This window comes from Candidatus Brocadiia bacterium, from assembly GCA_041658285.1.
GTDB lineage: Bacteria > Planctomycetota > MHYJ01 > JACQXL01 > JACQXL01 > JBBAAP01.
In genome coordinates this window covers 158,282-183,483 of sequence record JBBAAP010000003.1, presented here as the reverse complement: position 1 = coordinate 183,483, position 25,202 = coordinate 158,282, and the positions used below count along the sequence as shown (strand labels likewise).

23 protein-coding genes are annotated in these 25,202 nt (G+C 51.4%); 2 read left to right on the top strand and 21 right to left on the bottom strand.

What is annotated here, in order from left to right; translation table 11 throughout:
- Positions 1-8: 8 nt before the first annotated feature.
- The 5 genes from WC980_04635 to gcvH form a co-directional block, all read right to left on the bottom strand.
- The gene (locus WC980_04635) at positions 9-1,712 is read right to left on the bottom strand and encodes an ATPase, T2SS/T4P/T4SS family (GenBank protein MFA5794337.1); all 1,704 of its coding nucleotides are present in this window, start codon (positions 1,710-1,712) and stop codon (positions 9-11) included.
- Positions 1,713-1,744: 32 nt separating this feature from the next.
- Positions 1,745-3,085, bottom strand: a complete 1,341-nt coding sequence (locus WC980_04630) for an FAD-dependent oxidoreductase (GenBank protein ID MFA5794336.1) — start codon at positions 3,083-3,085, stop codon at positions 1,745-1,747.
- 62 nt (positions 3,086-3,147) lie between these two features.
- Entirely contained in the window at positions 3,148-4,599 is a 1,452-nt protein-coding gene (gcvPB, locus tag WC980_04625) for an aminomethyl-transferring glycine dehydrogenase subunit GcvPB (protein MFA5794335.1), read from the bottom strand.
- Positions 4,600-4,697: 98 nt separating this feature from the next.
- Positions 4,698-6,032, bottom strand: a complete 1,335-nt coding sequence (gcvPA, locus tag WC980_04620) for an aminomethyl-transferring glycine dehydrogenase subunit GcvPA (GenBank protein ID MFA5794334.1) — start codon at positions 6,030-6,032, stop codon at positions 4,698-4,700.
- 83 nt (positions 6,033-6,115) lie between these two features.
- On the bottom strand, positions 6,116-6,517 hold the full coding sequence (gene gcvH, locus WC980_04615; protein MFA5794333.1) for a glycine cleavage system protein GcvH: 402 nt from the start codon (positions 6,515-6,517) through the stop codon (positions 6,116-6,118).
- Between the two features lie 1,261 nt (positions 6,518-7,778).
- Between gcvH and WC980_04610 the strand changes: the two genes are divergently transcribed.
- Both WC980_04610 and WC980_04605 read left to right on the top strand, forming a co-directional pair.
- A complete protein-coding gene (locus WC980_04610; GenBank protein ID MFA5794332.1) occupies positions 7,779-8,183 on the top strand; it encodes a hypothetical protein in 405 nt (134 codons plus the stop codon).
- Positions 8,184-8,189: 6 nt separating this feature from the next.
- Complete coding sequence (locus tag WC980_04605) at positions 8,190-8,924, top strand: hypothetical protein (protein ID MFA5794331.1); 735 nt, start codon at positions 8,190-8,192, stop codon at positions 8,922-8,924.
- Positions 8,925-9,320: 396 nt separating this feature from the next.
- Here WC980_04605 and WC980_04600 read toward each other — a convergent pair whose 3' ends face one another.
- The 16 genes from WC980_04600 to WC980_04525 form a co-directional block, all read right to left on the bottom strand.
- Positions 9,321-9,968 (bottom strand): methyltransferase domain-containing protein, encoded by a 648-nt coding sequence (locus WC980_04600; protein ID MFA5794330.1) that lies wholly within the window; start codon positions 9,966-9,968, stop codon positions 9,321-9,323.
- 69 nt (positions 9,969-10,037) lie between these two features.
- Positions 10,038-10,208 (bottom strand): hypothetical protein, encoded by a 171-nt coding sequence (locus tag WC980_04595; GenBank protein ID MFA5794329.1) that lies wholly within the window; start codon positions 10,206-10,208, stop codon positions 10,038-10,040.
- Positions 10,209-10,290: 82 nt separating this feature from the next.
- Entirely contained in the window at positions 10,291-10,626 is a 336-nt protein-coding gene (locus tag WC980_04590; GenBank protein ID MFA5794328.1) for a metalloregulator ArsR/SmtB family transcription factor, read from the bottom strand.
- 169 nt (positions 10,627-10,795) lie between these two features.
- The gene (locus tag WC980_04585; protein MFA5794327.1) at positions 10,796-11,725 is read right to left on the bottom strand and encodes a hypothetical protein; all 930 of its coding nucleotides are present in this window, start codon (positions 11,723-11,725) and stop codon (positions 10,796-10,798) included.
- 214 nt (positions 11,726-11,939) lie between these two features.
- Positions 11,940-12,317: a hypothetical protein gene (locus WC980_04580; GenBank protein MFA5794326.1), complete on the bottom strand. Its 378-nt coding sequence runs from the start codon at positions 12,315-12,317 to the stop codon at positions 11,940-11,942.
- A 137-nt stretch (positions 12,318-12,454) separates the two neighbouring features.
- A complete protein-coding gene (locus WC980_04575) occupies positions 12,455-13,066 on the bottom strand; it encodes a hypothetical protein (protein MFA5794325.1) in 612 nt (203 codons plus the stop codon).
- Positions 13,067-13,104: 38 nt separating this feature from the next.
- Entirely contained in the window at positions 13,105-13,545 is a 441-nt protein-coding gene (locus WC980_04570) for a hypothetical protein (GenBank protein MFA5794324.1), read from the bottom strand.
- Between the two features lie 23 nt (positions 13,546-13,568).
- Positions 13,569-14,642 (bottom strand): mechanosensitive ion channel family protein, encoded by a 1,074-nt coding sequence (locus tag WC980_04565; protein MFA5794323.1) that lies wholly within the window; start codon positions 14,640-14,642, stop codon positions 13,569-13,571.
- Positions 14,643-14,661: 19 nt separating this feature from the next.
- Positions 14,662-16,347 (bottom strand): M3 family oligoendopeptidase, encoded by a 1,686-nt coding sequence (locus tag WC980_04560; GenBank protein MFA5794322.1) that lies wholly within the window; start codon positions 16,345-16,347, stop codon positions 14,662-14,664.
- 38 nt (positions 16,348-16,385) lie between these two features.
- On the bottom strand, positions 16,386-17,006 hold the full coding sequence (locus WC980_04555; GenBank protein ID MFA5794321.1) for a protein-tyrosine phosphatase family protein: 621 nt from the start codon (positions 17,004-17,006) through the stop codon (positions 16,386-16,388).
- Positions 17,007-17,039: 33 nt separating this feature from the next.
- Positions 17,040-18,278 carry an NAD(P)/FAD-dependent oxidoreductase gene (locus tag WC980_04550; GenBank protein ID MFA5794320.1) on the bottom strand — a complete coding sequence of 413 codons (1,239 nt, stop codon included), beginning with the start codon at positions 18,276-18,278 and terminating at the stop codon, positions 17,040-17,042.
- Between the two features lie 37 nt (positions 18,279-18,315).
- The gene (locus WC980_04545) at positions 18,316-19,614 is read right to left on the bottom strand and encodes a DEAD/DEAH box helicase (GenBank protein MFA5794319.1); all 1,299 of its coding nucleotides are present in this window, start codon (positions 19,612-19,614) and stop codon (positions 18,316-18,318) included.
- A 109-nt stretch (positions 19,615-19,723) separates the two neighbouring features.
- Complete coding sequence (gene typA / locus WC980_04540; protein MFA5794318.1) at positions 19,724-21,568, bottom strand: translational GTPase TypA; 1,845 nt, start codon at positions 21,566-21,568, stop codon at positions 19,724-19,726.
- Positions 21,569-21,601: 33 nt separating this feature from the next.
- The gene (gene fusA / locus WC980_04535) at positions 21,602-23,704 is read right to left on the bottom strand and encodes an elongation factor G (GenBank protein ID MFA5794317.1); all 2,103 of its coding nucleotides are present in this window, start codon (positions 23,702-23,704) and stop codon (positions 21,602-21,604) included.
- A 204-nt stretch (positions 23,705-23,908) separates the two neighbouring features.
- On the bottom strand, positions 23,909-24,331 hold the full coding sequence (locus WC980_04530) for a PPC domain-containing DNA-binding protein (protein MFA5794316.1): 423 nt from the start codon (positions 24,329-24,331) through the stop codon (positions 23,909-23,911).
- A complete protein-coding gene (locus tag WC980_04525; GenBank protein MFA5794315.1) occupies positions 24,328-24,936 on the bottom strand; it encodes a Maf family nucleotide pyrophosphatase in 609 nt (202 codons plus the stop codon). The genes WC980_04530 and WC980_04525 overlap by 4 nt, the downstream gene beginning before the upstream one ends.
- Between the last annotated feature and the right edge of the window lie 266 nt (positions 24,937-25,202).

Below are 25,202 nucleotides of genomic sequence, written 5' to 3'. Positions count from 1 at the left end.
TATCGGGGTTAATAAGAGATGTCTTCTCGCTTGGTCATCAGGAGTATTTCCTCGACCGAGGTCAGCCCTTCGACAATCTTCCTGACGCCGTCTTCGAGCAGGGTAACCATGCCGGTCAGCTTGGCCTGTTCGAATATTTTGGCTGTTGATGAGCGCTTAAAAATCAGGTCGCGGATGGCGGAGTTTATTTCCAGGAGCTCGTAAATACCTTTGCGCCCCCTATATCCTTCATTACCGCATTCCGGGCATCCGACGGCTTTATATATGACGCGACCCTTGACGTCTTTGGGTTTCAATCCCAGTGCGGCCAAATCGCCTTCGCTTGGCTCCTGGGGCGATTTACATTTAGGACAGAGCAACCGGATCAGCCGCTGGGCCATAATGGCCTGAACCGCCGAGGCGACCAGGAACGGCTTGGTGCCCATATCCAAAAGCCTGGTCACGGCCGAGCAGGCGTCGTTGGTATGGAGCGTGCTGAATACCAGGTGGCCGGTCAATGCGGCTTGGATGGCGGTTTCAGCCGTTTCCATGTCGCGGATTTCGCCGACCAGTATGATATTGGGCGCCTGCCTGAGCATCGACCTGATGATAGCGGCAAAGGTCAGCCCGATGTCCTTGCGGACCTGGGACTGATTGATGCCGGGCATGACGTATTCGACCGGGTCTTCGGCGGTGATTATTTTAACGTTGGGCTTATTGAGTTCCTTAAGCGCGGCGTAAAGGGTAGTGGTCTTGCCTGAACCGGTCGGCCCGGTAATCAGGAACACGCCGCTGGGTTTTTTAATGATGGCTTTGAATCTGGTATAATCATCCGGATGGAAACCGAGGCTTTCCAGAGTGATGACTGACTGTTTTTCCAGCAACCTGAGGACGATGCTTTCGCCGTGGGTGGAGGGCAAGGCCGAGGCGCGGATATCGAAGTCGCGCCCGTCAACGCTGATGGGAATGCGGCCGTCCTGCGGCTTACGCTTCTCGGATATATCCATCCCGGCCATAAGCTTGATGCGCGACAGTACCGGCGCCTGAAGCCGTTTAGGCAAAGTCTCGATCTCGCGGCAGATGCCGTCAATACGGTAGCGGATGCGGACGGAGTCTTCCATCGATTCCAGATGAATATCGCTGGCCCTGGTCTTGACTGCTTCGGAAACGAAGGTGTTAACCAGCTTGATAACCGGCGCGTCGTCGGCCGACATATCGGCACGGTCTTCCTTGTTGCCCCGCTCGGTAACATCGCCGGACGCTTCGCCGACGAGCTTGCCGAAATCATCAATGCTCTTGGCGTAATACTTGCCCAGCGCCATGTTAATCTCTTCTTCGGTAGCCAGGACGCAATCGATTTCGGCGTTAAGGGCAAAACGCAGGTTGTCCAAGGCGAAAATATCGGGCGGCTCAATCACGGCCAAGGTCAAAACCTTGCCTTCCTTCTTAATCGGAATGACCTTGTATTCCACGGCGATGTTAGAGGGAATGGCCTTGATTATCTCCGGTGTTATGGTGCCTGATGAAATCCGGACGAACTTCAATCCGGTCTGGCGTGAAAGCACGGCCGTAACCTGGCCCGGGGTGATTATGGCCTTGGCTACCAGGATCTGGCCTATTTTTTTATCCGGTGTCGTTTTCTGCTCCTTCAGGGCGGCCTCGAGCTGTTCAGCCGTAATCAGCTTCATCTCCTTGAGGATTTCCCCAAACCGTTTTTTATTCTCGCCTACCATATGGTTTGATTATAATTTAAACAACGATAGAATCAAATCTTTTTAGCTTTTATAACCCGCTCCAGCGCCTGGGCGGCGATGGTTATCGGCTCCCAGATGTCAGCCACCGGCGGGGAGTAGCAGAAATCGCTCCGGAGAACATCCGACACGGTCATCCGGTTTTCTATCATCAGCGAAATCATATTGACCCTGGCGCCGACGGCCGACTGGCCCAACACCTGCCCGCCGACTATCGCGCCGGTGGACCTGTCGGCGATAAGCTTGACGTGAACGTCGCTGCCGCCAGGATAATAATGCGGCAAGGACAGAAATTTAATGGTGCCAGAGGCCGTACTTATCTTCCCGGTTTTCTTAAAGTATTCTTCAGTAAATCCAGCGCTGCCGATTTCCCGGCCTAATAGTTTCAGCACCGATGCATTGAGTATAATCGGGACGGTTTTCCGGTCGATGCTGTCGGCCGGCAAGCTGGCGTTAATCCCGGCCGCCACGCCCTGGCGGGCGGCGATAGTGCCCAGGCCGATAAGCAGCGGTTCGCCGGTGGCGCCGGAAACCGACTCGGCGCAGTCGCCGGCCGTATAGATGTCCGGAAAGTTGGTCTGTAAATATTCGTTGGTCTTGATGCCGCCGGACGGGCCGACCTCTATGCCGGCCTCCTTGAAAATAGCGGTCTCGGGCCTGATGCCGGCCGAGACGATGATAACGGCTGATTCCGGAACGGCGGACAGGTCGCTCAAGGTCTCGTTTTCCCTGACCTTAATGCCATGCGCCACCAGGTGGTCGTAGACCAGCTTGCTGGTGTCAACGTCAAGCATCCGCCAAAGCACGCGGAACTGTTCGATAAGCGTGACATCGAGCTTGTATTTTTCCTTGAGCGCCTCGGCTGTTTCCAACCCGATAAAACTGGCGCCGATGATGAGCGCCGACTTGGCGCTGGCCGCCTGGGCCATTATCCGCCGGGCGTCGTCTATGGTGCGCAGGACGAAATACCTGCGGCTGCCCAAGACCTTTAGCAACGGCCCGGGCACTGATGGCACCGAACCGCTGGTGATAATCAATGCGTCATAGTTGATGATACCGTCTTTATCGGCCTGGCGATAGGTGACCTCTTTGGTTTGGACGTTGAGTTTGGTCACCTCGGTATTGAGCTTGAGATCTATCTTCTGGGCGGCAAAGACCTTCTCCGGGAAGACCACCAGGTTTTCCAGTGCCGGTATCACGCCGCCGATGGCGAAGGGCAGTCCGCACCGGGAATAGGTCGGATATGCTTCTCGCGACAATACGGTGATTACCGCCTGACGGTCCGACTTGCGCGCCGCCAGCGCGGCCGAAGCCCCGGCCGTGCCGCCACCGATGATGACTATTCGCTTGGGCATAATATGGTTCTCTATACCAAAGACGGCAAGGCTGTCAAGTAATGCGTTATAGTGGGGATGACTTATTTACCGGGCGTGTACCTGACCACCAATTCCTTGGCGGCCTTGACCTCATCCAGCCGTTTGACCGGCGCGGTCTGGGGCGCGGACTTGACCAGAGCAGGGTTCTTGGCTGACTCGTCGGCTATCTGCTTCATGGCGATGATGAATCCGTCCAGCGTCTCCTTGCTTTCGGTCTCGGTCGGCTCTATCATTATGGCTTCGTGCACTATCAGCGGGAAGTATATGGTCGGCGGATGGAACCCGTAATCTATCAAGCGCTTGGCGATATCCAGGGTGCGCACGCCGTTTTCCTTCAGCTGCTTGGTACCGTCCAGCACGCATTCGTGCATGCAGTAGCGGTCGTAGGAAAGATGGTAATCCGGCTTGAGCCGGCTCATGATATAATTGGCGTTGAGCACGGCCATCTCGGAAACCTGTTTCAGCCCGGCCGGGCCCATCATCCGGACATAAACATATGCCTTAATCAGGACGTTGATGTGCCCGTAAAATCCCTTCAGCCGACCGACCGCCTTGCCCGGCGCGTCAATCACCAGGGAGAACTTATCTTTATTCTTAACCACGTAAGGCGGCGGCAGATACTCTTTCAGTTTGGCTGAAACGGCAATCGGACCCGAACCCGGGCCGCCGCCGCCGTGCGGAGTGGAAAAAGTCTTATGCAGGTTAAAATGCATCACGTCCACACCCAAATCGGCCGGCTTGACGATGCCCATAATGGAGTTAAGGTTGGCGCCGTCCATATAAACAAAAGCCCCGGCCTTGTGGACGATATCGGCCACCTCCAAAATATGCTCGTCGAACAGGCCGAGCGTGTTGGGAATGGTCAGCATTATGGCCGCGGTCTGGTTATTGATTTTGGCCTTGAGGTCGGCGATGTCGACGTTGCCACGCGCGTCGGACTTAACCTCGACCGGCTGGTAACCACTGAACGCCACGCTGGCCGGATTGGTGCCGTGCGCCGAATCCGGTATCAGTACCTGCTTCCGGGCGTCACCCTGGGCCTGCAGGCAGGCCTTTATCACCTTGATACCGGTGAACTCACCGTGCGCCCCGGCCGCCGGCAGCAGCGTCACGCCGGGCAGGCCGGAAATCTCCCTGAGGTATTCGGCCAGGTTGTATATCATCTCCAGCATACCCTGGACCGTTTCCTCGGGCTGGTACGGATGTACCAGGTTAAACCCGTCCAGAGCGGCCAGTGATTCGTTTATCTTGGGATTATATTTCATGGTGCAGGAACCGAGCGGATAAAAGACGTTGTCCACTCCGGTATTGCGCCGGGATAAAGCCGTGTAATGGCGCACCAGGGTCAGCTCGTCCACCTCAGGCAGGGCCGGCTGGCCGGTACGCAGATACTGGGCCGGAATGAGCTTGCTTATCTCCTGCGCCGGAACATCCAGCTCCGGCAGGGTATACGCCTTGCGGCCCGGTTTAGATTGTTCAAATATCAGTTGCATATTATGAGCCAGTAGGAATCTTTCGCCTGCCGCAGGCGGGCAAAGTGACGTACTGGGTCTTATCCAGATACCGCTTGTAGCGGTATCAGGACTTTATTCTACAAACTCTTAACTAACTCGTCCATCTCCTCTTTGGTATTCATCTCGGTCACGGCCATAAGCATGGTGTGCTTGAGCTCCGGATAAAATCCGCTCAAATCCAAACCGCCGATGATTCCTTTATCCAGCAATTTCTTATTGATAACGAAGACCGGTTCGGGGCACTGGACCACGAACTCGTTAAAGAACGGCGATGCGAATAACAGTTTATATCCCGGCTTGGCAGACAGCTTCGATGCCAGGTAATGCGCCTTCTGCAGGCATTGCTCGGCCGCTTCGCGCAGGCCCTGTTTGCCCAGGGCCGACATATGAATAGCCGCCCGCAGGGCCAGCAGTCCTTCGTTGGAGCAGATATTGGATGTTGCCTTTTCCCGGCGGATATGCTGTTCCCGGGTGGACAGGGTCAGGACGAACCCGCGCTGGCCGTCGGTATCGACCGTCTGTCCGATAATCCGGCCGGGCATCTTGCGCACGAAATCCTTCTTGACCACCATAAAACCCAGGTGCGGCCCACCGAACGACATGGTATTGCCCAGCGACTGGCCGTCGCCGATGGCGATGTCGGCTCCGTACGCGGACGGCGGCTTCAGCAGCGCCAGCGAGACCGGGTTGACGAAACTGACCAGCAGTCCCTGGACATTGTGTATGATAGCGCTGATTTCATCGGCCGGCTCGATTGCCCCGAAGAAATTCGGCGTCTGGAATATAACGCAGGCGGTGTCGGCATCAACCGCGCCCTTGAGCGCCGCCATATCCGTCACGCCGTCCTTGAAACCAATTTCCACCAGATTGACCGCCTTGCTCAGGTCGTGCAGATAAGTCTTGAGCACCTGGCGGTATTCCGGATGAACTGTTTTGGAGATGACGATTTTATTCTTGTTGGTAACGGCCAGCGACATCAGGGCCGCCTCGGCCACGGCCGTGGCGCCGTCGTAGAGCGACGCGTTGGAAACGTCCAACCCGGTCAGCTCGCACATCATGGTCTGGTATTCGAAGAACGACTGGAGCATCCCCTGGCTTATTTCCGGCTGGTAAGGCGTATAAGAGGTATAAAACTCGCTCCGGCCGGCCAGATGGTCCACCACCTTGGGGATGAAATGATTATAGCAACCGGCGCCCAGGAAAGACGGCATCGTATGCGCCCCCTGGTTACAGCGGACCATATCGGTCAGCTCGCGGGTGATTTCGGTCTCGGAAACGGCCTTGGGTAGTTTGAGCGGCTGTTTCAGCCGTGCCTTTTCAGGAATACAGCAAAACAGCTCGTCCACCGATTTAGCCCCGATGGCCTTTAACATCGCCTCGATATCCGAGGGCGTATGAGGAATATAAGGCATAGAATTCCTACCATTACATATTGCAAATGTCAGATTTCAAACAATCTGCAATTTGTAATTTGAAATTTGTAATTTAAGGCGCCTTAATGGCCGCCTTCCGAGTCGCAGAGTTTCTTATAGGCGTCGGCGGTGATAAGCTTCTTCAGCTCATCCGTTCCGGACAGCTTGACCTTAATCAGCCAGCCGGTGCCAAGCGCGTCGGTGCTGATGGCGTTCAGGTTACCGGCCACGGCCTCGTTGACCTCAGTAATCTGGCCGCTGACCGGGCTGTTGATGTCGCTAACCGTCTTGACCGATTCGATTTCCGAGAACGGCGCGCCCTGTTTGACCTGCGCCCCGGCCTTGGGCAGCTGGATGAAAATCAGGTCGCTCAGGTGTTCGGCCGCGAAGGGCGTAATGCCCACGGTCACCGTGTCGCCATCGACCCGGGCCCACTCGTGCGTCTGGGAATAATACATTTCGTTTGACATAATCTTATCTTTCATACTCCCCAAACAGACCAAGTCAAGAAAATTCCGATTCTCTCTTAGTGCCGCTTCGACCGAAGGGAGTTAGCGGCACTTAGATCCCCGAAGCGCAGCGGAGTGGGATTAGTGGCACTACAAACAAAGAGCCGTACTGTCTCTTAGATCCCCGAAGCACTTCCTTAATGCTCAGGATAAACTTCGCGGAGTGGGATTAGTGCCAGTGCGAACCTGCCTGGCGCTATCCGTGGCAATCATCGCTTCCTTATATACATTATTATTCAGGTTAGCGATGTTCTGCTAAATGAAGTGAATACTTGACGAACCCCAATCTACTCTTGTTCTCCATAAGGAGCCTAAAAACCAACGCCTTGTTGGTTTTTTAGAGGTGTGAAAATTACGGCAAATTTATAACCTATTATATGGTAATGAGTTATGCCATCAGCATTTTTGCGAATTCCTGAAATAACCAACGCCTTGTTGGGAAAAGGGGGTGGGGGTGGCCGGTGGCCGGAGTCAGGGTATTACGTTCCTGGAGTCAGGATATTGCGTTCCCGGAGTCAGGGTATTGCGTTCCAGGAGTCAGGATATTGTGTTACCGGAGTGAGGGTATTGCGTTCCCGGAGTCAGGGTATTGCGTTCCCGGAGTCAGGATATTGTGTTACCGGAGTGAGGATATTGTGTTACCGGGGTCAGGGTAGAGAGTTGCCGGAATAAGGATATTGCGTTCCCGGAGTCAGGGTATTACGTTCCTGGAGTCAGGATATTGCGTTCCCGGAGTTCTGATAGAAAGCCGCCGGGAGCTCGTCATACCACGCCCCGAATATCACTAAGGGGTTGGGCAGGGAAAAAATGATTTCTGGGAAACTATGCCTTAAAACATAGATAAATCAACGTTTACAAAATAGGTGGTCTGTCCCGCTTGTGCGCTTGTGTTGATGGATTATGACATATAGGTGTTATGGGTGGGGGTAGGGTATAGGTACCCCCTGCCAAATATGCATTATATTAGGATTTAAGGGCGAAAAAGAGCTTATTTGCCGAAAACAGCGCCTGGAAATGGGCTTACTATAAGTGTTTGTCGAAATGGTGTGTGTCACCGGATAACCAGATAAGGAAAATCTGACATTGAAAAATGAGAATTCTTGTTAAATTCTTTGTGAGCAGATTTAATTGCAAGATTTTTACTAAGACAAAATAAAAAAAACCACTTGACAAATAAGAATATTTTGCTCTAATTAAAGAAAAGAAATTACTTAACAGTTATTAAGGAGTAGTTGATATGCCAAATTTCGGACGACATGCAAAATGGGGTTTCTTGCTTGGCGGTGGAACAGGATTAATTATTGATTTAGTCCGCCAATTTGACAGAATGAAAAAGGGAGAGCAAGAAAAATTTAGCTGGGCTGAACTTTTATTATATACGGGCGGAGGTGCCTCATTAGGATTTGCCTGTGCCACTGTTCCAGACTGGTTAGAACCAGCCACAAACCCAAATCACCGCGAGGTATTTCATAGTATGAGTGCAGGGGTTTTAACCATTATAGGACTTATCAGAGCAAACCAAAGTAATTTACCCACAGAACTTAAAGATGGGATCACGGCAGGTGGATTGAGTATGTTATCGCACCTAGTATTGGATAGTGCAACACCCAAAGGACTACCATTTATAGGGATTAAGATGTAGTATTCCATGGAAGCTAAAGAATATCAAAATTTTATTGAGCGTGTTTACTGGAAAGAGCTAGAAAGAAGAGATAAGATTTATTCTCAACTGACCCTACCAGTTACCCTCGTAACAATACTTTCAGGGGTGGTCGCGTATTATTGGAAAATCCTAATCCCTTCTTCCAAATGGGATCCTGCGTCTATAATCTTGGGCATTTGTTGCTTGTGCTCATCTATTACTGTCATTGCATCAATAATTTTACTATCCCGGGTACTTAAAAAATCCGATTACGCAAATCTTCCTTATACAGAAGATATTCATAAATACTTAAGTGACACCGTTAAATATTATGCCGCTAATAAAAGCCCAACTGCGTCTTGGGATGATACAGATAGAGATATTAATGTGTTTTTTTATAAAGCATTCATGGATGCCTCAACTATGAATGCGCGAAATAATGATAAAAAATCAGCATTATTATACTGGGCACATCAAATAAATGTCGCATCTGTTATAATTATAATAATTGGCTTTTTGCCTTATTTATCAGTTTCTCAGAAAAATGTAATGAAAACAGAAGTGATTAATCTAAAACAAGGAGAACAGGTATATGCAACAAGAGAAAACCAGCAACCAAAATCAACAACCATCGCAGACACCACAACAACCTCAACAGCCAAAGAAACCACAACCTCCCCCGCTAAGGATATTAAGGGAAGGACAAATACCCAAAAAACCAAAAAAATAAAGAATCAGTAAATAAATTAAGGCTTATTAATGAAGGATGATTAATATATGAAACAGAACCAACAAACACCAAAACCGCAAATACAGCCGCCACCACAACCACCACCATTAAGAATAACAAAAAAGGAGGAACAAAAACCTCTAAAGAAATAAGACATAAGTAATTTATATTTTATACACTATCCATATTTTCTTTCCCTTTATTTATCCTTTACAAAAGGCTTCTCTCTGCGGTCTTCCGGGCGACGTTTTTGTCAAATAATGCGCTTGTCCCGACGAAATTCTGCATAAGTACCCCTCTAAGCGGGAGGCTCTGCGGAACTCCTGGATTTCGATGCGGCTCAATAGTCGGGATCTAAGTGACTCTACGTCCCGTTCGCGTAGTTTACCCCCAGATAACTTTGCATATCAGCCTTTTATGGCCCCAAGGCAATATATCTTTCCAACCATGGTCTTGAAAATCCCCTGATTTCTTACGGAGGTAAAACCTGTGTCCGCAAGCATTTGTTCCAGCGACCGGCGGGTGTCGGCTATTTTATGCGGGTGCAGGTTTTTAAGGAATCCAACCAATACGTTGTCTTTGCCTGCGGCTTTATCAAAATCGGCCACGTGTATTTCACCCAGCGGCGCGAGAATGCGCCATATCTCCTGAAGCGCCTTTACTTTGTCCTCTGTTTTAAGGTGGTGCAGGGTGAGCGTGCTGAAGACCCGGTCGAAGGAATTGTCCGGATAGGGAAGCCGGAATATCATTCCTTCCTGCAATGCAATATCCAGTTTCAAACCATCTATTTTTCCCCGGGCAATGCCTAATATTTTGTTGTCGCCATCCAAGCCGGTAACCTCGGCCTGGGGATGTTCCTGCTTGATCTTTATGGCCAGGGAGGCCGTGCCACAGCCCAAATCAACGACTTTATGATGGGGCTTGATGTTTGCGGCCCGGACGATGTGGGCCCGGAATTCTTCTTCATTGATGATTATTTTTACGGCCAGGTCATACAACGGGGCCAGCCATTTGAATCCCAGGGCGTAGAGATAGTTTTCTTTTGTCGTTTTCATGATACCTCTCTTTTTTATTGGGGCAATGCCGGGAAGCGGGCGCCCACCTCCCGGCCTTGCTTTGGCCGCTTAGCAACATTCGCAGAATGCGCGCAGAGACTTGATTAAGGTCTTTAGCGCTTCTGTCTTGGACGCGTCTTTGGCGCTGATTTCAACCTGAACGCCTTTGGACGTTTCCGTCACCTTGCAGTCAAGCTGTTCGCAAATAGACTTGGCGTCTTTACCGCAACAGTTAAACATAGTTATCACCTCCTTTCGTTGGTTTTTCCATACTGTCTATCACTACAGTTCGAACACTGTCGAACCGATAAGACAAAAAAAACTACTTCAGGAAATCCTTGATGGCATTGACGGTTTCCTTATTTATCCGGCAGCGATACATCTGCCCGTCGCGTTCGCAGGTTATCAGCCCGGCGTTTTGGAGTTCTTTGAAATGGTGCGAGACGGTTGACCGGGAAAGGTTCATGCAGTCGCACACCTTGGTAAAGGCTTTTTCGATGACGCCGGACACGGGGCAACAGGCCTTGTCTTCGATCTTGATTTTGGAGGTGCCGTCGCCATCGGCCGAACAGCAACCCTTGTGGATCATAAGGAATATCTTGAGCCGCTGTTCGTTTGACAGGGCTTTGAATACCTTAACGTAGTTAGATTGTTCCATAACCATAGAATATAGCATACCGAAAAGTATTGTCAAGTATTTTTGGGGAATAATTTAATTATTGTCCGGCGGCAGACGCATTGCCGGTTACAGCCGCAGATTAAGATTTTACCACGAAAGCACGAAATACGAAACCGCGCCGGGCCACCGGTCGACTACACTCCAGCTTTTAGTATTTTTGCCTTTTAGAAAATATAATCGCCGCGATAAGCATTACAACCAGAATAATCAATACGCTGATAAATACGGGTGTTATTTTTTGTGTTCCGGGTGAATATGGCGTAACGTCTATCCGCTTTAAATAATCGTTGATGCGATAATTCTTGCCGTCATCCGCCTTATTCAGAACTTCCTGGAGTATTTTTTCGCCTCCGGCCAAACCATATTTTTTAACGATGAAAACATTGCCGGTTATTTCATCCTTCAGGTGTATTTCCCTGCAAGAATCGCATTTATCGTAGTAATTATTGTCAAAGCCCTTAAGCCATTCTTTTGTGCTTTGGACCAGGCTATCCTCAATCTTTTCCGCCAATCTTGCACTCCGGGTCCAGGTTCTATCGGCAACGTCTATGACCGCGATACGCCCCCAATAGGTTCTTACATAGAAATATGTTTTTTTGCCCGGCGGAAAAAAACCCTGCTTGGAATGTTGCCGCCACATTATGCCCGCTGAGGTGCTATCGGTAAACTTTTTTATTTCCTCATCAGTGAATGCCGCAAATACATTAAAAATCTTCTTCGGATTGCCTCGTTTATCAAAGACATAATAATCCTCATTGGCGGTCCGCATGATAAGGTAACCGTCGTCCGTTGGAATCAATTCAACCGGGCTGTTTACGTTTTCTTCCTGTTTATAAGTCCAGATTATTTGATTATTCCGGGCGTCGCTGAGCGTGAATGTGAAATTACGCTGGAATGCCATATGCTGCCTGCCTTTATTATCCGGGGAAGCGGCGACGGCGATGAATTTCCCGTTATCGCTTTTGGCTGTAATGTCGTTAAAGAATCTATCGGTCGCGAAGGCGGGCATCGATGCGAGTGATAGGAACAAGGCGAGTAATAAAGTCGTTATTCTGCAAGTCCCGACTGATTTTGTCATGTTTATACCCCCCTTTGGCGGGGGTCGAACTGCCACTAGCCCCGATACTTCGTTCAGGGAGTGCCCCGCCGAATAGGCGGGATAAACTTTGCCTCCAGCAGTCACTAATCCTGCTCCCTGTGGTCGCTGGATTAGTGGCAGTACGTCACCCTGCACTAGCCCCGATACTTTGTATCGGGATAAGTGCCAGTACGTCGTTTCACTCCTACTGGCACTAATCTGTTCCTTGGTTTACAATTTTACCACTTTGAAGATCAAGAGCGGCGAATGAGTGTTTGCCGAAGACAACGCGGCATGTGTCTCCTCTGATGCTGATATGCCTGACTACGGGTTCTCCGACCTCCGGCACACCACATTGGGCTATAATATCAACGGCCCATAGTTCTTTTCCTTCTTTGTTCCGGGCAAACACGGTCCTGTTATCTTCCTTGACCTTTATACCGGTTATTCCATCAGAAGTTTCAAGAACCGCATTTTGGTAAGGATTAGTTGATTTGGTTTCAATAACCGGCTTATCATTGCCGGAACACGCGCCGCTAAACAGCATTGCGCATACTCCCACAACTATTCCGCAACTCCATAGCTTACCCATAAAACACCTCCGTCTTTCAGGATGATATAATCGTTTCTATAATATTAGATACTTTGCCAAGCCGGATTTGTTGGTAAATCCGATAATTTACCACGAAAACACGAAACCGCGGATTTAACGAATTATGCGGTAGCCCGTTAATCTATTATTGTTATTTCATTCTCGCCTGAAGATGGCCAGGTAATATTCGATGCCGGTAGTATCTGGGCAAGAATCAGCCATATGAGCATTAATATTATTAATACAACCTCCATTATGCTGACCAGAACAGATTGGCGGCGCCGGGACATAAAGGCGACCAACTTACTTTTAGCCATCAGTTCGGCCTGCTTTTCCGGGCTGGGTCGATGAGGTTCAGGCGAGTATTTTATGTATTTTTCACTTTCGCTGATTGTATAAAATAAGGCTAAGGTAACAGCTATTCCGCCCAAACATAAAAGGAAATAGTAAATTGCCGTATTTAACGACGAGGCCTCTAATATGATAGTAACGCCTGCTATGGCCGCGAATGTGAACGATACAGTAATAAGTACAACGAAAAATAGACCTATGACGGCGCTTAGTTCGACCGGGTCCCTCGGACGCAGAGCCCGAAGCTTGCTGGGTTTTTGGGGCAGTTGAGAATCAGACTGGGGTTCGATATCTTTGACGGCCAACCGGTGGTTGCGTACCACCTTTAACAGCAACCAACCAAGCAAGGCTACCAGCACACAAATCGGTAGCAGTGAAAAAGGATTTATATTTTCCATATATTACTCTCCGCTGATACCGGCCTTACCAACTCTAATCACACTACTTGCCCGGGGCCAGACTCGTTCGGTGCAAAACTGGGCATAAACAGTTCTTTTACGGACGGTCGAGACAGGATGACGAAGGTGAACACACCTAAGACCGTCCCGAACGGAAAGGCCAGGCATCCGATACCAGCTATGACCAGGCAGAAGAAATGATGTTTTTGCCGGGCCAGGTATCGGCCGGACAGGATGAAGAGCAGTGATATGGTCCAGCCCAGGAGGACCAGCGCGCCGCCAAGAATTACCAGGAACCAGCCGACAAAGGGTGGGGGTATTTCATTATTGTTAAAACCGTTCGTTTTCTCCGGCATGGCAATAAAAAAGATACCCATGGCTACATAAGCCAACCATAGTGATGAGAAGACAAAGCCTAAACCGCCAACGATATAGTGAAAAATAGACAGTAATTTTAGATGCTCTTTGTCCTGATTCATAGAGTATTCCTTGCATCCGTGATTTATTTAGGCAGAACCGCTTTTTCCTGGTCCAGATTAATGGCCCGGACCGGGTAGGGAATGACAATCCCCTTTTCTTTATACCGCTGGTGGAGCAGTTTGATGAACTCGTGGGTTATCAGGTAACCAGCCACCAGCTCCTGGGCGCGCAGGATGACGTTGAAGTTGATGCTGGAATCGGCCAGGGCGTTGTAGCGGACCAGCGGCTGGAAATCCTTGACCGCGCCGGGCACAGTCTGCTGTATCTCTTTAGCCGCGGCTACGGTGACCTCTTCGACGTATTTCAGGTCGCTGTTGTAATGGACGCCGACCGGTATCAGCACCGGCACCTCTTTGTCCGGGTGGTTGTAGTTGGTGATAATCGACTGGGACATCTTGATGTTAGGGATGATGACCACGTTATTGGAGAGCAGGACTATCTTGGTGGCGCGCCAGCCGATATCGGTGACGTGGCCTTCCTCGCCGGACTCTATCTTGATGTAGTCGCCGGCCTTGATGTTCTTGGAAACGGTCAGGTAGAAGCCGGAAAAGAAGTTGGCCAGGGTGTCCTGCAGGGCCAGGGCCACGGCCAATCCGCCGATGCCTAAGGTAGTCAGGAGCGGTGTGATGGAAACGCCCAGCGCGTCCAGCACCACCAGCCCGCCGATGCTGAAGACCAGGATGCGCACCAGCGTCCGGGTCAGGTTGGACAGCGGCAGGGTGGAGCTGAACTTTTCGCCGTAGAGCGAGATGATGGAGGTAATGATATTGGCCACGGTCAGGATGATGCTGAATCCCAGGCCGGCGATGAGCAGTTTATTCAGGAAGACGTTGATGGTGGCCGGCAGGACCGACATCCAGACCTCCTTGACGAAGTAGAGTCCGAGGATGAGCGCCCAGAAAACGATGGCGCTGCGGAGGTTGTTGACAATCGGGTCATCCCATTTCCAGGAGGTCTTTTCGGCCATGCGCGAGACCTGGCCCAGGACAATTATCTTGAGGAAGAACCCGGCCACCAACGCTCCGAACAGGACCGCCGCGGATATAATAATATTCAGCCAGGGCTGGCTGACCATAGTTTCGAAATACGCCATCATAAATTTACTCCTTTAATGTTTACGCCTTAAGTTCGTTCAATCGCGATTCTATCAGGCCGATGACGGACTTGACACAGTTGTTCTCGAAAGGCGAGGTCAGGTTGGCCAGCTTGACCAACTCCAGAAACGGCTTGCTGCCGCCGGCGGCGCAGAGCTTCAAATAATCTGCCCAGGCGGTATTGCCGGCTTCGAGCGATTTCTTCCAGAACTGGAATGCGCACATCTGGGCCAGGGTGTAATCGATGTAGTAAAACGGCATACCAAAGATGTGCATCTGCTGGTGCCAGTAGCCGCCGTTTTTCAGGTAGGCGTTGCCTTCGTAGTCGCGGTGCGGCAGGTATTTCTTTTCTATCCGGCGCCAGGCGGCTTTGCGCTGGGCCGGGCTGTCGCCCGGGTTGGAGTAAACGTAGTGCTGGAATTCGTCCACGGTCACGCCATAGGGAATGAAGAGCAGGGCGTTGCCCAGATGGGACAATTTGTATTTCTTGATGTCCTCCTTGAAGAACAACTCCATCCACGGCCAGGTGAAAAACTCCATGCTCATCGAGTGTATCTCGCAGGCCTCGGCGGTGGGGCTGTTGTATTCAGGGATGATGAAGTCCTTGGTCCGGTAGGCCTGGAATGCGTGGCCGGCCTCGTGCGTCAGCACGGCGATGTCGCCGGCCGTGCCGTTGAAGTTGGCAAAGATATAAGGAAACTTGTATTTGCTCAGGTAAGTGCAGTATCCGCCGCCGGCCTTGTTCTTCTTACTGAGCAGGTCCATCAGGCCGTGGTTGACCATAAAGTCAAAGAACTCCTTGGTCTCGGGCGAGAGCTCGGAATACATCTTCCGGCCATTGTCGATAATCCATTCGGGCGGGCCCTTGGGGGTGGCGTTGCCGTCGGTAAAGCTGAGCGGTTCGTCGTAGTACTTGAGCGAGTCCAGGCCGAGCCGGAGCCGCTGGGCTTCGCGCAGTTTGGTGGCGATGGGCACGATGTGGTCCTTGACCTGATTCCGGAACCTGGACACCATATCGGGGTTGTAGTCGGAGCGGCACATCCGGGCGTAGCCCAGTTCGATGAAGTCCTTGAAACCAAGCTTATGGGCGATGGTGACTCTGGTTTTCACCAGCCGGTCGTAGATGTCGTCCAGCCGGGCTTCGTGCTGGATGAAGAAGCTGTATTTAGCCTGCGAGGCCTTTTTCCTCATGGCACGGTCGGGCGAGATGATAAACGGCGTCATTTGCGACAGGGTGCGCTCCTGGCCTTCGAACAGTATCTTGGCCGAGGCGAGCAATTCGGTGTATTGGGTGGAGAGCTTGTTTTCCTGCTGGAGGTCTTCAATTATCTCCGGCTTGAAGGTCTTTTCGGCCATCTCGGCCAGGACGAAGAGCTGTTTGCCCCATTTCTTTTCCAGGTAGGGACGGTGCTTGGATTTTATCAGGGCCTTGTAGTATTTGGTGACCAGGTTGCCGTAGTGCGGGCCGGTCTGGTCGAAGTAATCCTGTTCGGCCTTGTAGGTCTGGTCGGCCGTATCGACGCTGTGGCGGATGTAGGTGACCGAGGCCATTGATTCGAACTCACTCCTGAGCCGGTTGACGGCTTCCATTACCAGGTCGAGTTCCTCGTTGGTCTTGGCCGAGGCGAACTTGTCGAGCAGGACGTTGAACTGAGTTTCAACCTGTTTGATGTCCGGGCGCTGGTAGACTATCTCGCTGAAATTCATAGACGGCTCCTTCTAATATCGATAACTGCTAACAGATGTTAATCAATCGTCTGGACTGCTGGTTCGGGCGCGGACAGCGCCTTGGTCTTGGTTTCGTCAACGTTAAAGAACCTGATGTATTTGGGAATATTGGGATAGACTATATGGCGGCCAAATATGTCCATCTCCTTGACGGCTTCTTCGCGCGGCCAGTCCTGGCAACAGACCCGGTATATGGCCAGCATCAGCCCAGTCCGGTCTGAGCCGTGCAGACAATGTATGAAAACCGGCTGGTTGGCCGGATTAGTCACGGCCTTGATGAATGTGTAAATATTTGTTTCCTGAATGTCGGAGGCCATACTGGGGATATCGATACACTTCAATCCCAGTCCCTTGAGCAGTTCGGCGTCGGAATGACGGTCGCGCAGGTTAATAACGGTCTTGACGCCCATCTTCTTCAGCGCGGCGAAACCTTCCGCGGTCGGCTGCGCGCCGCGGTAGATGTTGTCGGTTATTTTGGCGAAGTTTTCCAGCCCGGGAATGCTGTTATCGGGTTGGGCGAGAGTTACAGCCGGACCGGCCGGGGCAACCGCGGCCGACTTGCAGTTGCAGGCGGACAGAAATACCGAGATTGCCAGAACGGCCCAGGCCAAATTCCTGAAACAAGATGGTTTGCGCATAAGTTTTGGCTGGATTGTATCATTAGGCAGAGCTCAGTCAAGGTTTTGAGCCGCTGACGCGCCGGCCAGATAGCCGGTGCTCCAGGCGAACTGGAGGTTGTACCCGCCGGAGATGCCGTCGATATCCAGCACCTCGCCGGCCAGGTAGACGCCCTTGGCCTTGTTCGATTCCATAGTCCTGGTGTTGACCTCGTCCATCGGCACGCCGCCGGCCGTGACCATTGATTCGGCAAAGGGGCGGGGCCCGGTTATTTCCAGCGGCCAGCTGTTGAGCAGTTGGGCAATGAGCTGGGTCCGGACCTTGGGCATATGCCCGGCCCGGGATTCGTGGTGGAAGGTCAGCCGGTTGAGCAATACGGCGCAGATTTTCCTGGGCAGGAAACCGGACAGAACGTTAAGGAGCGTCTTCTGGGGCTGTGCCTGGAAATGGCCCATCAGGAATCGGGTCAAATCCTGAGCCGATTTATAGGCAGGCATAAAGTTGGCGGTCAGGACTGATTCCGGATTAGCCGTTATCAGACGGCTGAGGTCCATTACCGGCGGGCCGGAGATGCCGAAATGGGTGAAGAGCAGTTGTCCGGTCCGGCGGATAGTTTTCCCCTTGACGATTAAGGTCATTTCTACTTCGGACTGGACGCCCTGAAGTTCGCGGAACCAGTTGCCGGATAATTCAAGCGGCACCAGCCCGGCGTGGGGTTCAATAATGCTGTGCCCGAGTTTCTGGGCCAGGTCAAAGCCGTCTCCGGTCGAACCGAGTTGGGGATAACTTTTACCGCCGGCGGCAATAATGATTGTTTTGGCCTGGTAGGCGTCTTTGTCGGTGACGGCCTGCCACCTGCCGGATTTGGGCGACAGGCTGACCAGGCGTTCTTCCAGCTTGAGGGTGACCTTAAGGCGCGACAGCTCGTCACCCATAGCGTTGACGATATAGCTGGCCTGGTCGCTGGTGGGCAGGACCCGGCCGGCTTCTTCAGTCTTGAGCGGGACACCCAGCCCTTCGAAGAACGCGATGGCATCGCTACACGAGAAACGGCTGAAGATGTTGTGTAGGCATTTGGTGTTCTGGCCGTAGTATTTGTCCGGGCCGGTCTCGGTGTTGGTCAGGTTACAACGTCCGTTGCCGGTGACCAGTATTTTGCGGCCGATGGCGGGATTACGTTCGATAACCAGGACAGACCGCCCAGTCCGCCCGGCGGTGATAGCGGCCATAAGTCCGGCCGCTCCGGCGCCGATGATTATAACCTGATACGGTTTGGTATGGGAGTTATCCATAGCCTGATAATATATAAAAAACTACGCAACATTAAGGTTAAGTCTTACCGAAAGCCCGGGTCCCCGTATATCTGCCCCTGGGCACGGCCGGCAGTCGTCCGGTCGACGGACGGCTACGTCCGCCATAGCCGCCGCCAAACCTGGTATGTCCAACCGGCGTGCTGCTAAGCGAGAACTTTCCGTGGGTAATGCCCGGATGTTCGGAAATCTTCAAGGTGGTCCGGGTGAGCCGTTCGATTGCCTGGACATCTCGGCTCTGGTCGGGCGTGGCAAACGAGATGGCGCGCCCTTTATGCCCGGCCCGGGCGGTCCGTCCAATGCGGTGGATGTAGTTTTCTGTTTCGTCGGGCAGGTCGTAATTGATGACCAGCTCGATGCCGGTGACATCAATGCCGCGTGAGGCAATATCGGTGGCCACCAGGACTTTATACCGGCCGGACTTAAAACCGTCAAGCGCCTCGCGCCGCTGGTTGAGCGAACGATTGGAATGTATCTCAGCCGCCCGGTAGCCCATTTCCCTGATGGCGTAGGCTATCTTGTGGGCGTGATGCTTCATCCGGGTAAAAAGCAGAACCGAGCCCGGATACTGGCCGAGTATTTTCCCGAGCAGTTTCAACTTGGCTTCCTTAGCGACGATGAACAATTCCTGGGTAACTTCCTGAACGGTGGTGCCGGGAGGAGCGATTTCTATGGACACGGGCAGTTTCATATAGCGCGAGGCCACGGTCATAATCTCGCGGGCCATAGTCGCGGAGAAAAGCATAGTCTGCCGTTTTTTGGGCAGGCGAGCGACTATCTTGTCTACCTGGGGAGCGAAGCCCATATCCAGCATCCGGTCGGCTTCATCAAGCACCAGGATGCCGACTCCGTTAAGAACGATGCTGTGGCGTTCGAGGTGGTCAAACAAGCGTCCCGGTGTGGCGATGACGACGCGCGGGTCGCGTTGAAGGGCCATAATCTGCGGCGGCATAGGCGCGCCGCCGATAAGGCAGGCTGTCTTCATCCCGAACGGGCGCATTATCTCGCGGAAAACCTCTTCTATCTGGAGCGCCAGTTCCCGGGTAGGCGCTAAAACCAGGGCGCAGATATCTTTCTGGGCCAGGGTCTGGACTATGGGAATGACAAAAGCCAGGGTCTTGCCGGTGCCGGTCTGGGCAATGCCGACGATATCCTGGCCCTGGATAGCCAGCGGGATTACCTTGGCCTGGATGGGCGTGGGCGCTTTAAACTTTATCTGCTCCAGAATACTCAGTATCTTGGGCGCGATGCCCAAGCCGAAAAAGCCCTGGCTGGGCTGTTCAGTTTTTTGAGAAACAACTTCTGTTCTATTAGGCATATCTACAAATCTCCTTTATTTATCGATTCCTGCCAAACTCGTTAGAGGCTTTATCTACCATATTTCTAGCGAGGTTGCCAGTTTTATATATCAGAAAACAACACAACCATTAATCTTCCCACGTCTCGTCTTTTTGGCCTCTGGTGCCTTTGCGTCCGTTGGCGGATAGTATTGTTTTGCGCAAGCGGATGGATTTAGGGGTGATTTCTATCATCTCGTCTTCGTTAATAAACGCAATAGCCTTACCCAGGGTTACGGGCAGGACCGGTTTAAGGATGATGGTATCATCGCTGGAAGAGCTGCGCATATTGGTCAATTTCTTTTCTTTGGATGGATTAACGTTTATGTCGTTTTCACGGCTGTAGTCGCCGATTATCATTCCTTCATAAACCCGGTCGCCCGGGCTGACCAGGAGTTCGCCTCGTTTTTCCAGGTTTTGCAGCGCGTAGGCATTGGCCTTGCCGACCCGGTCGGCCACCATGGAACCGGTCAGACGCATTTTGAAATCGCCCCGGTATTCTTCGTAGCCCTCGAGGTAGGAGCTCATAATGCCGGTGCCCCGGGTATCGGTCAGGAAGTTATTCCGGTAACCGATAAGGGAGCGGGTGGGAATGGTGAACTCCATCCGAACCCGGCCGGTGCCGTGGTTGACCATATTCTTCATCTGCCCCTTGCGATGGGCAATCTGTTCGGTAATGATTCCGATGTGGGCTTCGTCGCAATCGATAAAAAGCCGCTCGATGGGTTCGAGCTTGACGCCGTCTTTCTTCTTGAATATGACGTGGGGCCGGCCGACGCCGACTTCGTAGCCTTCGCGACGCATGGTTTCCAGAAGTATCTCCATCTGGAACTCGCCCCGGCCCTTGACGATAAAAATATTGACCTCGTCCGATTCTTCAAGCTGGATACCGACATTAAGCATTATTTCCTTGCGGAGGCGCTCGAGGATTTTGCGGGACTGGACGTAAGTGCCTTCCTGTCCGGCAAAGGGCGAGGTGTTGATGGTGAAAGCCATCGAAACCGTCGGCTCGTCAACTTTAATGCGGGGCAAAACCTTAGGCACTTCTCTGGTACAGATGGTGTCGCCGATGGATACATTTTCGATGCCGGCCAGAATGATGATGTCGCCGGGGTCGACCTGGTCAACACCTTCGAGTGATATTCCGTTATAAACCTGGAGTTTGGTTACGCGTAGCGGGTTTGATTGGGCGTTTTCCTTGATACACACCAAGGCATCATTGCACCGGGCTGAGCCGTTGAAGACCCGGCCGATGGCCAGTTGGCCGACATAATCGGAATAGTCCAGGTTTGCCACCAGCATCTGGAACGGCTCGGCCGGATCATAAGCCGGCGCGGGCACGGTTTTAATTATCGCGTCGAACAGAATGGCCAGGCTGGTGCCCGGCGTATCCAGGGTGGGTTGGGCGATGCCGTCCCGGCCGATGGCGTATAATACCGGAAAATCTAGGTCATGCTCTTTGGCTTCAAGGTCTATAAAGAGGTTGTATATTTCGTCCAGAACCTGTTCGGGCCGGGCGTCCTTGCGGTCTATTTTATTGATAACGACTACCATCTTAATCCCGGCCTCGAGTGATTTCTTAAGAACGAAGCGAGTCTGGGGCAGGGGGCCTTCGGCCGCGTCGACCAGAAGTATCGCGCCGTCGACCATGCTCAGGCTGCGCTCGACCTCGCCTCCAAAATCGGCGTGGCCGGGCGTATCCAGTATGTTGATACGCACGCCTTTCCACTCTATGGAGCAGTTCTTGGCTGCGATGGTTATGCCTCGCTCTTTTTCCAAATCCATGCTGTCCATAACGCGCTCGGTCACTTCCTGGTTCTGGCGGAAAACGCCGCTCTGCCGGAGCATAAAATCAACCAGGGTGGTCTTGCCGTGGTCAACGTGAGCAATGATTGCAATGTTACGTATCTTTTCGTTATGCTTCATCTTTTTCATATCAGTAAGCGCCATCGCGTCAGAACTCTGTATTTACGCTTTGGCTTTCTTTCTTTTTAGTACTTCTTCGGCTATCTGTTCGGCGATTGAGAACGGGACCTGCAAATATTTCTCAAAATGCATGGAATAATTAGCCCGTCCGCTGCTCATCGAGCGAAGCGTCGAGACATAACCAAACATTTCGGAAAGCGGCGCTTCGGCTTCGATAATCTGGTTGTTGGCGCGGGCTTCGACGGCCAAAACCTTTCCGCGCTTGGAGCAAATATGCCCGACGATATTGCCCATATATTCCTGCGGGGTGGTTATCTCCAAAGACATATATGGTTCAAGCAGGATGGGTGACGCTTTAGAAAAGGCCTTTTTGAAACATTCGCGGGCCGCCGTCCGGAAAGCGAGTTCGGATGAATCGACTTCGTGGAATGAGCCGTCAACCAGGCTGACCTTGACATCAACAACCGGATAGCCGGCCAAGACGCCTTTTTGCATGGCGTCAATCACGCCTTTTTCTACGGCCGGAATAAATTCCCGGGGTATCGAACCCTGGGTAATGCTATTCTCGAATTCAAAACCTTCACCCGGCTGGGCCGGCGCTATTTCCAACTCGACGTGGGCGTATTGCCCGTGTCCACCGGTCTGTTTGACGTGCTTGTATTTTTCTGCGGCCGAAGCGGTTATGGTTTCCTTATAAGCGACTTTGGGCTGACCGGATTCGACATTGGCGTTAAATTCGTGCTTTAAGCGATCCACGATTATTTCCAGGTGCAGTTCGCCCATACCGGAAAGAATGGTTTCCTCGGTTTCCGGGTCGACGTGCACGGTAAAGGTTGGATCCTCTTCGGACAAACGGGCTAACGCCTTGCCAAGCCGATCTTTTTCAGCCTGAGTTTTTGGCTTTATGCTGATGGAGATGACCGGTATTGGAAATTCAATGGACTCAAGCAATATCGGATGGTCCGGGTCGCATAGAGTGTCGCCGGTGACGGTATGGTCCAGCCCGATAGCCACTGCAATTTCACCGGTATGAATATCGGCCCGGTTTTCGCGCTGGTTAGCGTGCATGAGCAGTATTCGGATCATTCGTTCGTTCTGATTTTTACTGACATTAAGAACGTGACCGCCGGCTTCAAGGGTGCCGGAATAAACCCGGAAATAGACCAGTTTGCCCATATGCGGGTCGGCCTGGACTTTGAAAGCCAGGGCCGTGAACGATTCGTCATCGCTCGGACGACGTTCAATAATTTTAGCCGGGTCGGCCGGATCGGTCCCTTTAATGGGCGGCAGATCAACCGGTGACGGAAGATAAGCATTTATCGCGTCAAGAAGTTTGCGAACTCCTTTGTTTTTAAAAGCGGCGCCGCAGATTACGGGCACAACTCTATTGGCAATTGTGCCGCGGCGTATGGCCGGGATAAGTTCGGCTTTGGTTATTTTTTCTTCGGATTCAAGATATTTAGCCATCAGGGTATCGTCCAATTCAACGGCTTTTTCGACCAGGATGTGGTGGTATTTTTGGGCGGCCGCAACGTATTCCTCCGGAATCTCTTCAACGTTGATTTCGCTGTCCGGAGATTCGTCTTCGTGAACATAGGCTTTCATCTCAATAAGGTCTACGACCCCCCGGAATTTATCCTCGGAGCCGATGGGTATCTGCAGCGGAATGGCATTGGCTCCCAAGTCACTCTCAATGCTTTTAAGAACGGCGAAAAAGTCTGCGCCGACCCGGTCCATTTTATTAATAAATGCTATTTTGGGGACTTTGTATTTGTCTGACTGCTGCCAAACGGCTTCGGACTGGGGCTCAACCCCACCTACCGCGCAAAAGACCGCGATGGCGCCGTCCAGAATGCGGAGGCTGCGTTCAACTTCGACCGTAAAATCGACGTGGCCGGGCGTGTCGATGATGTTTATCCGGTGGTCCTTCCAGTAGCAGGTGGTAGCCGCAGCAGTGATAGTTATGCCCCGTTCCTGTTCTTGCTTCATCCAATCCATTTGGGCCTTGCCGTCGTGCACCTCGCCCAGTTTATGGGATTTGCCCGTGTAAAATAATACCCTCTCGGTTAGGGTCGTTTTGCCAGCATCGATGTGGGCCATGATGCCTATATTCCTGACCCGAGACAGGTTAACTGCTTGCGCCATCTAATAAGCCTTTCAATTAATAATATTTATTACAAAGAAATTTTATCGGCATAATCGGCGGTTGGCTATCGTTAATTCCGGCGGTTTAGTCTGTTGACGCGCATAACTGGTGCGTACAAAAGCGGAAGATGCCCGTTTCACCTTGATACCAATTTAAGTAGTTACAAAATACGTTTTTACTCCATCTTGTTTGGGTTAATTATATCAACTAAAATCTACCAGATTAAGACCGCTGTCCTTATCCAGCGTTCTAACAACTGTCGTTTTCAAATCAACCAGGGCTATTTCGCAGGTAACCGAAACGATCGCCTCTTTAAGATGCCCGCCGTAAACCAGCATATTCTCTGCGCTGACTGATATATGGCTGTGAATAATTATCTGATTGTCCTTGCGGGTAACGTTACCCATAAGGCTGACGATTTCCAATGCGCCGGACATCTTTTTATAACTATATTTTTTCTCAAGCGGGTCAAAGTGCGCCATTTCCACATCGTTGATAGCACCAATGGCTTTAAAAAACCCAGCCTTAATGTCTTTTTTATTGCAGAATTCTGTCAGTTTTTCAACCACCTTTTCTCCTTTGGCCAAAATTATAAACCATTTGTCGTTTATTTTTTTGTATTTCATCGTTGCCTCACAAAATCAAGTATATTATAACCAAGCCCGTCGAAGAGTTCGGCCATTTTGGACAATGGCATTCCTAAAATATTAAAGTAACATCCTTCGATATGAGGCATCAGCATGGCTCCCGGGCCGTCTACGGAGAATCCGCCGGCGCACTCTGGCCGGAAGCCAATAATCTTGGTCCATCGAGCCAGTTCTGGCCCGGACGGTTTTTTGAATTTTAGGGTGGTGCGTGCGTAGCTCATGACACATACCCGGTTTTTTATGTCGATTAGAGCCAGGCCGGTGTATGCGAACGAAACCCGCCCGCCCATAAGTTTAAGGGTTTTTGTAAGTTTAGCCCGGCTGCCCAACTTGCCAATAATATGGTTTCCGGCATAAGCAACGCTGTCTGCACCAATGACTAGCCCGGTTTTTAGCCTGGAAGCAACGGCATTAGCCTTATTATAGGCATTCCGGACTACCAGTCCGGCTGGGTCCTCCTTAGAAACAGGGGTCTCTTTAATATGGCTGACCATTACCCGGTGCGGGATACGGCACATTTTGAGCAGCCTTGAGCGTTGGCTGGAGCCTGAAGCAAGTATTAATTGGGGCGTTTTAGGTTTCATTCTGTTTAATTATATGTTATTTTTGGCCCGTTGTCAAGGATTACCGTTTGTGCCTTGCTTCTGTGAGGCCCAAAAGACTAAAAATATCTCTTATTAAGGGTTGTTTTTCTTGCCTTTTTGTGTGGATTTTTATACTACTAACAAGCTAGTTATCAACATATATTCTCGATATTTGATAGGAGCGGTTGAAGACCCCGAATTCTCCAAGACTGTCCACAAAACCATATTCGGTTGTGGATAATTAAGAGCCTTTGTTATTTGATATG

Coding starts and splice junctions, on each gene's coding strand:
- WC980_04635 (MFA5794337.1), bottom strand. CDS start 1,712: ATGGTAGGCGAGAATAAAAAACGGTTTGGGGAAATCCTCAAGGAGATG.
- WC980_04630 (MFA5794336.1), bottom strand. CDS start 3,085: ATGCCCAAGCGAATAGTCATCATCGGTGGCGGCACGGCCGGGGCTTCG.
- gcvPB (MFA5794335.1), bottom strand. CDS start 4,599: ATGCAACTGATATTTGAACAATCTAAACCGGGCCGCAAGGCGTATACC.
- gcvPA (MFA5794334.1), bottom strand. CDS start 6,032: ATGCCTTATATTCCTCATACGCCCTCGGATATCGAGGCGATGTTAAAG.
- gcvH (MFA5794333.1), bottom strand. CDS start 6,517: ATGAAAGATAAGATTATGTCAAACGAAATGTATTATTCCCAGACGCAC.
- WC980_04610 (MFA5794332.1), top strand. CDS start 7,779: ATGCCAAATTTCGGACGACATGCAAAATGGGGTTTCTTGCTTGGCGGT.
- WC980_04605 (MFA5794331.1), top strand. CDS start 8,190: ATGGAAGCTAAAGAATATCAAAATTTTATTGAGCGTGTTTACTGGAAA.
- WC980_04600 (MFA5794330.1), bottom strand. CDS start 9,968: ATGAAAACGACAAAAGAAAACTATCTCTACGCCCTGGGATTCAAATGG.
- WC980_04595 (MFA5794329.1), bottom strand. CDS start 10,208: ATGTTTAACTGTTGCGGTAAAGACGCCAAGTCTATTTGCGAACAGCTT.
- WC980_04590 (MFA5794328.1), bottom strand. CDS start 10,626: ATGGAACAATCTAACTACGTTAAGGTATTCAAAGCCCTGTCAAACGAA.
- WC980_04585 (MFA5794327.1), bottom strand. CDS start 11,725: ATGACAAAATCAGTCGGGACTTGCAGAATAACGACTTTATTACTCGCC.
- WC980_04580 (MFA5794326.1), bottom strand. CDS start 12,317: ATGGGTAAGCTATGGAGTTGCGGAATAGTTGTGGGAGTATGCGCAATG.
- WC980_04575 (MFA5794325.1), bottom strand. CDS start 13,066: ATGGAAAATATAAATCCTTTTTCACTGCTACCGATTTGTGTGCTGGTA.
- WC980_04570 (MFA5794324.1), bottom strand. CDS start 13,545: ATGAATCAGGACAAAGAGCATCTAAAATTACTGTCTATTTTTCACTAT.
- WC980_04565 (MFA5794323.1), bottom strand. CDS start 14,642: ATGATGGCGTATTTCGAAACTATGGTCAGCCAGCCCTGGCTGAATATT.
- WC980_04560 (MFA5794322.1), bottom strand. CDS start 16,347: ATGAATTTCAGCGAGATAGTCTACCAGCGCCCGGACATCAAACAGGTT.
- WC980_04555 (MFA5794321.1), bottom strand. CDS start 17,006: ATGCGCAAACCATCTTGTTTCAGGAATTTGGCCTGGGCCGTTCTGGCA.
- WC980_04550 (MFA5794320.1), bottom strand. CDS start 18,278: ATGGATAACTCCCATACCAAACCGTATCAGGTTATAATCATCGGCGCC.
- WC980_04545 (MFA5794319.1), bottom strand. CDS start 19,614: ATGCCTAATAGAACAGAAGTTGTTTCTCAAAAAACTGAACAGCCCAGC.
- typA (MFA5794318.1), bottom strand. CDS start 21,568: ATGAAAAAGATGAAGCATAACGAAAAGATACGTAACATTGCAATCATT.
- fusA (MFA5794317.1), bottom strand. CDS start 23,704: ATGGCGCAAGCAGTTAACCTGTCTCGGGTCAGGAATATAGGCATCATG.
- WC980_04530 (MFA5794316.1), bottom strand. CDS start 24,331: ATGAAATACAAAAAAATAAACGACAAATGGTTTATAATTTTGGCCAAA.
- WC980_04525 (MFA5794315.1), bottom strand. CDS start 24,936: ATGAAACCTAAAACGCCCCAATTAATACTTGCTTCAGGCTCCAGCCAA.